At 60.2% G+C, this 8,707-nt stretch carries 10 protein-coding genes; 8 read left to right on the plus strand and 2 right to left on the minus strand.

Annotated features, from left to right (window positions below; genetic code table 11):
- Positions 1–439: 439 nt before the first annotated feature.
- On the plus strand, positions 440–781 hold the full coding sequence (locus AA309_RS31015) for a metal-sulfur cluster assembly factor (protein ID WP_047192882.1): 342 nt from the start codon (positions 440–442) through the stop codon (positions 779–781).
- Positions 781–1,152, plus strand: a complete 372-nt coding sequence (locus AA309_RS38015) for a DUF2249 domain-containing protein (protein ID WP_084731860.1) — start codon at positions 781–783, stop codon at positions 1,150–1,152. Before AA309_RS31015 ends, AA309_RS38015 begins: the two co-directional genes overlap by 1 nt.
- On the opposite strand, the gene AA309_RS36055 is transcribed toward AA309_RS38015, so the two are convergent.
- Positions 1,142–1,297: a hypothetical protein gene (locus AA309_RS36055; RefSeq protein ID WP_200902076.1), complete on the minus strand. Its 156-nt coding sequence runs from the start codon at positions 1,295–1,297 to the stop codon at positions 1,142–1,144. The genes AA309_RS38015 and AA309_RS36055 overlap by 11 nt on opposite strands.
- Before the next feature lie 136 nt (positions 1,298–1,433).
- On the opposite strand from AA309_RS36055, the gene AA309_RS31025 reads away from it, so the two are divergent.
- From AA309_RS31025 to AA309_RS31050, 6 genes are all read left to right on the plus strand, one after another.
- The gene (locus AA309_RS31025) at positions 1,434–2,000 is read left to right on the plus strand and encodes a cytochrome c oxidase subunit 3 family protein (protein ID WP_047192883.1); all 567 of its coding nucleotides are present in this window, start codon (positions 1,434–1,436) and stop codon (positions 1,998–2,000) included.
- A gap of 3 nt (positions 2,001–2,003) precedes the next feature.
- Entirely contained in the window at positions 2,004–2,279 is a 276-nt protein-coding gene (locus tag AA309_RS31030) for a cytochrome C oxidase subunit IV family protein (RefSeq protein ID WP_047192884.1), read from the plus strand.
- A 216-nt stretch (positions 2,280–2,495) separates the two neighbouring features.
- On the plus strand, positions 2,496–2,948 hold the full coding sequence (locus AA309_RS31035; protein WP_047192885.1) for a c-type cytochrome: 453 nt from the start codon (positions 2,496–2,498) through the stop codon (positions 2,946–2,948).
- A gap of 16 nt (positions 2,949–2,964) precedes the next feature.
- Positions 2,965–4,311: a cbb3-type cytochrome c oxidase subunit I gene (locus AA309_RS31040; RefSeq protein WP_047192886.1), complete on the plus strand. Its 1,347-nt coding sequence runs from the start codon at positions 2,965–2,967 to the stop codon at positions 4,309–4,311.
- Positions 4,312–4,373: 62 nt separating this feature from the next.
- Positions 4,374–5,186 carry a CbbQ/NirQ/NorQ/GpvN family protein gene (locus AA309_RS31045; RefSeq protein WP_047192887.1) on the plus strand — a complete coding sequence of 271 codons (813 nt, stop codon included), beginning with the start codon at positions 4,374–4,376 and terminating at the stop codon, positions 5,184–5,186.
- Between the two features lie 14 nt (positions 5,187–5,200).
- Positions 5,201–7,114, plus strand: coding sequence for a nitric oxide reductase activation protein NorD (locus AA309_RS31050; protein ID WP_047192888.1), 1,914 nt, complete (start codon positions 5,201–5,203; stop codon positions 7,112–7,114).
- Between the two features lie 70 nt (positions 7,115–7,184).
- Here AA309_RS31050 and hemN read toward each other — a convergent pair whose 3' ends face one another.
- On the minus strand, positions 7,185–8,537 hold the full coding sequence (hemN, locus tag AA309_RS31055; RefSeq protein ID WP_047192889.1) for an oxygen-independent coproporphyrinogen III oxidase: 1,353 nt from the start codon (positions 8,535–8,537) through the stop codon (positions 7,185–7,187).
- Positions 8,538–8,707: the final 170 nt, after the last annotated feature.

Raw genomic sequence — 8,707 nt, forward strand, 5'->3', positions numbered from 1 at the left:
CCTCGACCTCGGCCGCCTGAGCGACGCCGGCCAGACCGAGAGCGGCCACGAGCGTGCCGAGCATGATCACCTTGCGCATCATCGTTCTCCTGTTTGTCGATGCGGTTTCACGAGCCGCGCTGCGGCCTTGGGCAGATGTCATACACATCCTCAGCCTCTCTCTTTTTGAGCTAGCGCAATGATGCATATTGTTCTCGATGGCCGGGATTCCTCCCATATCCAGAAGCTCTCGTCCTTGCGGATTGGTGGCTGCTCCTAGCTGCTTTGCACCAGCATCATTCGGCCAGCGAGCCGCGACGCTATTGAGCCCCACCCGATCTGCTGCAGCACAGTTCAGCCAGGAATTGACCGCAATCGGCTCGTTATTTGAGGCAAGGCAAAGAACGTGAGACGATGACCAGCCAAGGCGCCGCTGTCGAAGCGAGCATCAGGACCGTCGATGAGCGACATCTCCGGCAAATACCATTCCCTGGACCCGGCTATCCTTGAATGTCTGTCCGATGTCATGGACCCGGAGCTGGGCCTTAGCGTCGTAGATCTTGGACTCGTCTACCAGGCGCTCCGGACTCCGGACGCAGTCGAGGTCGCATTGACCTTGACCACACGCGCCTGCCCGCTGGGCGGGATGATTGTGGAGGAGGCGCGTGAGCGCCTTTCTCATCGGTTCCAGGATGCTTCTCGCATTGACGTCCGCCTGGTCTGGGAACCCGTCTGGAAACCCGACTTCATCACTACCGGCGGCCAGGATCTTCTCGGCCGCCTACGAAGAAAGACTTTCTGATGTGCAGCTGCAATGTCACAGAAACGACTATTGACGTCCGCCAAATCATGCCGCGGATGCGCCATCCCTTGATCTTCCAGACGTTCGATCACTTGGCACCCGGGGAAGCATTCATGCTCGTGAACGATCACGATCCGAGGCCCCTCCTCTACCAGTTCAATGCCGAGCGTCCCGGCGAGTTCGGCTGGGACTACCAGGAGGAAGGCCCTGAGCTCTGGCGCGTGCGCATCAGCCGCGCGGCTCGACGGCAGGCCAGTAGTGAATGGAGAGCGGAGTCCCATGTAGCTCCGCTTTTTCTGTTTTTGAACGCGTGTTTATGCACGTCCCGAGGCGCACCCACTGCTATATCAGGCAGATCCGCTACTGAGTGAAGAACAAACCCACGGCAATCGCCACGGATAGGGCGACCGCAGCAATCGTTCCCGTCAGGCGTAGTACGCCCATGCGGTGAAGCATGACGGCAAAGATGATGATCAACGGCGTCGCTGTGACCAATCCGACCTGAGCCTCGGTCATTATTTGTAACTCCTATCCTCGATCATCCCTCCTCTATGGTCGAGAACGAGGAAAACGTGTTTGTGCCAGCGCAACGAAAAACACAGTACCAGGCGATACGAGACGTCACCGATGACCATGAGAGCTCGGACGACCGATGAACGCTGCGCAAGATCAGCGCCCGTGGGGTGCCCTCTCGGATCTACCTGGACACCCGATGATGTGGGTGCTCATTTTAACCGAGGTCGTGACCTTCGGTATTCTCCTCATGACATTTGCCGTCGCAGGAGCCATCCATCCCGCGGTCTTCGAAGCGGGCCGGGCTCAGCTTGACCCCGTCCTCGGCGGTATCAACACCCTTGTGCTGATCACGAGCGGCTGGCTCGCGGCCCTGGCGGTCGAGGCCCGTACCGGCGAGCGACGCAAAACGGCAAGGCTGCTGCTTGGTGGGGTCATGCTCTTCGGAGGCGCCTTCATTGCCATCAAGGTCGTCGAATATATCGCGAAGGCCCAAGCAGGGATCGGCATCGAAACGGATACCTTCTTCACGCTCTACTTCCTGATCACCGGCTTTCATCTTCTTCACGTGTTGCTCGGCATCGTTTTCCTGGCGGTCGTGACCGTCTCGGACAGCCTGGAGAACCTGAAGACAGGCACTGCCTTTTGGCACATGATCGATCTCGTCTGGATCATCATCTACCCTCTCGTCTATCTGATCGGATAAATCATGACCCAGTTCCTTGCGCGTCAAGTCACCCTGGTCTGGTGCATCCTCATTTTCCTCACCCTCGTAAGTCTCATCGCAACCCATTCGGGCATGAGCGGAGTTTTGGCCAATGGCCTCATCCTGTCCGCCGCGTTCGCGAAGGGCCACTGGATGCTCATGGACTTCCTGAAGCTGAGAGAGGCTCCTGCCGGCTGGACAGCCACGTTCCACGTTTGGTTGACGCTGGTCACATTGGCCCCTTGGGCCATTGCCGCCTTTCCCCTGTTCAGAGGCTGAACGCCTTTCGACGTCTGGCTTGTTCCAGAACAAAGAGTGCTCTCGAAGCTCCTGTCATCAGAGGAGCGCACCATCGGGTGCCTGACAAAAACGCAAGGCACATTGGCATGTCGAGTTCCTATCACACAAGGGTCATTCCCGCAGCCCGCCAGGGTGGCCGTGCGTCCGCGGCAGGGGCCGCGTTCTTTTCTCTCTTCTTCCGGAAAGGATGACGTGATGGCTGAAGCCCTCACCAAATCGGCGGCAAGAAACGTGTTCTACGGGGGCTCGTTTTTCTTCTTCGCCATCTTCGTGGGTCTGACGACCCACAGCCACTATTACATGAACACCTCGTCGACCGACGTCTCGACGCTGTCGGACTCGGTCGCGCGCGGCAAGCACGTGTGGGAGAAAAACTCCTGCATCAACTGCCACTCCATTCTGGGCGAAGGCGCCTATTTCGCGCCGGAACTCGGCAATGTCTGGGATCGCTGGGGCGGCAAGGAAGATCCTGCCGGCGCTCGTGAGACATTGAAGGCCTGGATGGCTGCACAGCCGACCGGGATCGAAGGGCGTCGCCAGATGCCGCAGTTCAACCTGACCGACCAGGAACTCAACGATCTGGCTGACTTCCTGGAATGGACCAGCCGCATCAAGACCCAAAACTGGCCGCCGAACAAGGCCGGCTGAGACCAGGATCATCATCATGAAATATCAAACGCAAAAGGTGGCCCTGCTCTACTTCTACGGAGCGCTCGGCCTGTTTCTCGCACAGGTTCTGTTCGGCGTCTTGGCCGGCACGATCTACGTTCTGCCCAACACCCTGTCTGAACTTCTCCCCTTCAACATCGTCCGCATGGTGCACACGAATGCTCTGATCGTGTGGCTCCTGATCGGCTTCATGGGCGCAACCTATTATCTGATCCCGGAAGAGACGGAGAACGAGCTTTTCAGCCCGCTCATCGCCAAGCTGCAGTTCTGGCTGTTCCTGGGCGCAGCCGCTGTCGCCGTGGTCGGGTATCTGTTCAAGCACCATGAGGGCCGCGAATTCCTCGAGCAGCCCTTCATCATCAAGGTTGGCATCGTCGTCGTCTGCCTGATGTTCCTGTTCAACATCACGATGACGGCTCTGAAAGGTCGCAAGACCGTGGTGACCAACATCCTGCTCTTCGGGCTGTGGGGCGTCGCGATCTTCTTCCTGTTCGCTTTCTACAATCCTATCAACCTCGCAGTGGACAAGATGTACTGGTGGTACATCGTGCACCTGTGGGTCGAAGGCGTGTGGGAGCTGATCATGGCCTCCGTGCTCGCCTTCCTGATGATCAAGCTCAACGGCATCGATCGGGAGGTGGTGGAGAAGTGGCTCTATGTCATCGTCGGCATGGCGCTGTTCTCGGGCATTCTCGGCACGGGTCACCACTTCTACTGGATCGGTGCTCCCGGCTACTGGCAGTGGATCGGCTCACTGTTCTCCACGCTTGAGGTCGCGCCCTTCTTCACCATGGTCATCTTCACCTTCCAGATGACATGGAAAGCCGGCCGCCGCCATCCGAACCGCGCCGCGCTTCTGTGGTCCGTCGGCTGCTCGGTGATGGCGTTCTTCGGTGCCGGCGTGTGGGGCTTCCTGCACACCCTGTCCTCGGTGAACTACTACACCCACGGCACGCAGGTCACCGCCGCTCACGGGCACCTCGCCTTCTTCGGCGCCTATGTGATGCTCAACCTCGCCGTTATGGCCTATGCCATGCCGCAGATCCTCGGCCGCAATCCCTACAACCAGATGCTCAGCATCGTGAGCTTCTGGATCATGTGCACCGCCATGTCGGTGATGACCTTCGCGCTCACCTTCGCGGGCGTCATTCAGGTGCACCTGCAGCGCGTGCTGGGACAGTCGTACATGGAGGTGCAGGATCAGCTCTCCCTGTTCTACTGGGTGCGCCTGGGCTCCGGCGTGTTCGTTCTCATCTCCGCGCTGATGTTCATCTACGCGGTGCTGGTGCCCGGCCGCGAGAAATCCGTGAAGCTGGCGAAAGGATTGCAGCCGGCTGAGTAAGACCTCCGGGGCGGCCGGTTCAGGCCGCCCCTCCGCCCCCGTTCTGCTTTGAGAGATTTGCCATGAAACCCCTTCTTCATTCCGTTCCGCAGCCCGCCATCGATCTGCCCTATTACGTGCCCGCGGGTCATGAATGCGAACTCTTCGAGCTTGCCTGGCACAAGCGCCTTCCGCTTCTCCTGAAGGGACCGACAGGCTGCGGCAAGACCCGCTTCGTCGCCCATATGGCATCCAAGCTCGGATTGCCGCTGCACACGGTATCCTGCCATGACGATCTCACTGCCGCCGATCTGACGGGTCGTTATCTTCTGAAAGGCGGCGATACGGTATGGGCCGATGGGCCTCTCACCCGCGCCGTGCGCGAAGGCGGCATCTGCTATCTCGACGAGATCGTGGAGGCGCGCAAGGACGTGACTGTCGTGCTTCATCCGCTCACCGACGACCGGCGCATTTTGCCGCTCGACCGCACGGGCGAGGAACTGCAGGCACCGGATACCTTCATGCTGGTCGTCTCGTACAATCCCGGCTACCAGACCCTCCTCAAGTCGTTGAAGCCCTCGACCCGTCAGCGCTTCGTCGCCATTGAGTTCGACTTCCTTCCCATCGATCACGAGATCGCCGTCGTCGCAGCCGAGAGCGGCCTGTCCTCGGACCGCGTGCGCCCGCTGCTGCTCCTTGCTCGCCGCCTGCGCGCCCTCAAAGGTCAGGATCTTGAGGAAGGCGTCTCGACCCGTCTTCTGGTCTATTGCGCCTCCCTCATTGCGGCCGGTGTTTCTTCCGAAGAAGCCGTGACGGCCACGATGATCGAGCCGCTGACCGACGATCTCGATGTGAAGAAGGCTCTGATCGAAGTCGCACGCGCGACTCTCAGCTAAAACGGAGAGACGCCATGCTCGATTTTCTCGAACTCGAAGAAACCGTCGGCCAGCTCTGGCATCGCCTTGTCGGCGGCGTCGTCAGCTATCCGCGCTATCCTGAGCATGGCGTCACTCTCGATGACGTTCGTGCGCCTCTGAGCGTCTTCTTTCGGGGACTTGGCGGAGAGGCGGGCGTACAGCTCGCCGGCACCTCGGCACGGGCCTCGTCTCACCGCCTGAACTTGCGCCAGCGGCTCGGCCTGTCGGAAGAGCGGCTGGAGCAGCCTGGCCGCGACCAGGCGACACTCTTCCTTCCGCCCAAGATCGAGTTGTTTCCGTCCCAAGAGCTGAATCGCTCCCTGTATCTCTGGCTGGCAGCCTATTTCGCGTATGTGCCGATGGAGCCCATCGTCGAGGCAAACCCTCTGCGGAGGGATCTCCTGACCTTGAAGCGAGCGAGGGAAACAGTGGCCCTCGTTCTTGCGGAATGTCCCGGCCTCAGACCGATCTACGCCGATCTCTGCTTCGCCATGCGAACGGCACGCCCTCAACGCTCGCTGCCGTCGCCAGAACAAAGGATCGAGCAGATCGTGCTCTCCCTTTTGGGTGATCCGGGCGCCCTTCCGCCTGCGCTGTGGGATATGGAAGCGGGAGAAGCCTCGTTGCTTCAGCAGATGTCCGCGGACTATCAATCCTTCCTGCTCGTTCCTCTCTGGGGCAATACGTGGGTGCGCGAAACAGGCGACGCAGCGCGCAACAGCGACGAGCCTGCTGGCCCTGGCGATCTTGCCGCCTCGGACACCCGCAAGCGCTTTGCCGCGCGACGCGAGGCGGATCAGGCACAGCGGAGCGACCCGTTCATCCTGAACCGGTTCGAGAAGATTCTCTCGATGGCCGAGATGGTCAACGTCAATCGCCCCTCCGATGATGATGATGACGAGAACGCCGAGAAGGCGCTGGATGATCTCGACGAGATTCCGCTCTCCAAGCACAAGAGCAAGCCTGCAACGAAACTCAAGTTCGATCTCGATCTGCCGCCCGAGGCCGTCGACACCAACAGCCTGACGGCGGACCTGACCTATCCGGAATGGGATTACAACCGTCGCACCTATCTGCCGAACCATTGCCGCGTGCTCGCGGCGAGGGCTTCGGAAGAGGGAGAGACCTGGGATCCGGACACCGAGGCACGACGGCGCATTCGTTCCGTGCGGCGGCAGTTCGAGGCACTGCGACCCAAGCACGAGATCCTGCGGGCGCAGGCCGATGGCGAGGAACTCGACATCGATGCTGTGGTTCGCGCGCATAGCGACCTTCGCTCGGGCGGCTGCGGCTCGGATCGCGTCTATCTGGCGAGCCGCAAGCAGGCGCACGACCTTGCGGTGACGCTCCTCGTGGACGTCTCCCTTTCAACCGATGCCTGGGTGGACGATCGGCGCATCCTGGATGTGGAGAAGGAAGCCCTTCTGGTTCTCGCCCACGGGCTCGCCGCCTGCGGCGACTCCCATTCGATCATGACCTTCACCTCCCGCCGCCGCTCCTGGGTGCGCGCGGAAACGGTGAAGGATTTCGATGAGACGATGAGCCAATCTGTCGTTCGCCGCATCTCGGCTCTCAAGCCGGGTTATTACACCCGGATCGGCGCCGGTATCCGCCATGCGACGGCGAAGCTCGCGGAGCGGCCGAACCGACAGCGGCTTCTGCTCGTGCTTACCGACGGCAAGCCGAACGATATCGATCACTACGAAGGACGCTTCGGCATCGAGGATACCCGCAAGGCCGTGATGGAAGCGCGGCGCGCCGGGGTGAACGTCTTCGGTGTGACTGTGGATCGGGAGGCGCAATCCTACTTCCCGACCCTCTTCGGACGTGGCGGTTATGCGATCATCAATCAGGTGGCGAAGCTCCCCTCCACGCTTCCTATGATTTATCGCCATCTCGTCCGCTGATGCGAACCAAAAGAAAGGGGCAGGCTGGATCGAAGTCCAGCCTGCCTTCTTTCATGTGTCGAAGGGTAGATCAGACGGCGCGGCTGTGTGTTCTTCCGGACGCGCCGAGGTAGGCATCGAATGCCGATGCGACGCTTCTGACGAGGAAACGTGAGCCCTCCTTGATCGATACAACGGTGCCAGAGACATCGATGATGCCATCATCCTGCAAGGTTCTGAGACGCGGCACGGCGCGGAGAATGCTTTCCGGCGCGGCGCCATGCCGATTGCAGATTTGCTCCACATCGACGCGGAAATCGCACATGACCCGTTCGATCAGATCTGCACGCAGGCGATCATCGGCGGTCAGTGCATAGCCCTTTGCCGTTGCCAGCTCTCCACGCGCAACGCGCTCGGCATAGCGGCCCAGAATCACCTCGTTCTGGATATAGCCTTGAGTGAGCCGTCCGATGGATGACGCGCCGAAGCCGATCAGCACGTCGCTCGGGTCCGTGGTGTAGCCCTGAAAGTTGCGATGAAGAACACCGTCGCGCTGCGCCTGCGCCATGGCATCGCCCGGCAGCGCATAATGATCGAGACCGATCCTGACATAACCAGCGTCGACCAGCGCCTGCGCTATGGCTTCCGCCTGCGCATAGCGAGCCGCGCTGTCGGGCAAGGCCGCCTCATCGATCTTGCGCTGATGCTTCTTGAAGGTCGGCACATGGGCGTAGCCGAACACAGACAGACGCTCGGGCCGCAGCTCGAGACATTGCCGAACCGTGTCGACGCAGGACTCGATGGTCTGATGCGGTAGTCCGTAGATCAGATCGAAATTGATGCCGCGCACGCCGGCATCTCTCAGCCCCTGCGTCGCCCTTGCTGTCTGCTCGAAGGTCTGGATGCGGTTGATCGCACGCTGCACGACAGGATCGAAGCTCTGGACGCCCAGGCTGGCGCGGGTCACGCCTGCCTCGCCCAAAGTGGCCGTCATGGTGCGCGTGAGCGTACGAGGATCTATCTCGACGGCGATCTCCGCATTTCCTTCGAAAGGAAACTTTTTCCGCATGAGGTCAAGAAGGCTGATGAACTCGACAGGCTCCATGATCGTCGGCGTTCCCCCGCCGAAATGAACATGGCGTATGGGCAATGGATTGTTCACGCGCTCAGCAACGAGCTCGATCTCACGACGCAGGGCAGCGATATAATCAATGATGGGAGCATCGCGCTGCGTGATCGTCGTGTGACACCCGCAGTACCAGCACATGGACCGGCAGAAGGGAACATGGAGATAAAGCGAAGTGGTCGCGCCGCCCGGCAGAGCAGCAAGCCATTCCTCGTATCGCTGATGACCGATTGAATCATTGAACTGGGGAGCAGTCGGATAACTCGTATAGCGGGGGAGCCGCTCTTCGGCATAGCGTGCCTTCAAGTCGTCTTTCATAGCAACATCCTAGGTGTCGTCCTGAAACGACATCGCATTGGGCATGCACCAGACATACTGTCCTTGAGACACAACCTCTTTGATCCCTCTCAATCTTCCGAACGGCGCGAAGCTCCGCCGCCCCTCCGTATTGATGCGTATCCGTCCCTCCGTATTGATGCGTATCGGTG

This window comes from Microvirga vignae, assembly GCF_001017175.1.
Lineage (GTDB): Bacteria > Pseudomonadota > Alphaproteobacteria > Rhizobiales > Beijerinckiaceae > Microvirga > Microvirga vignae.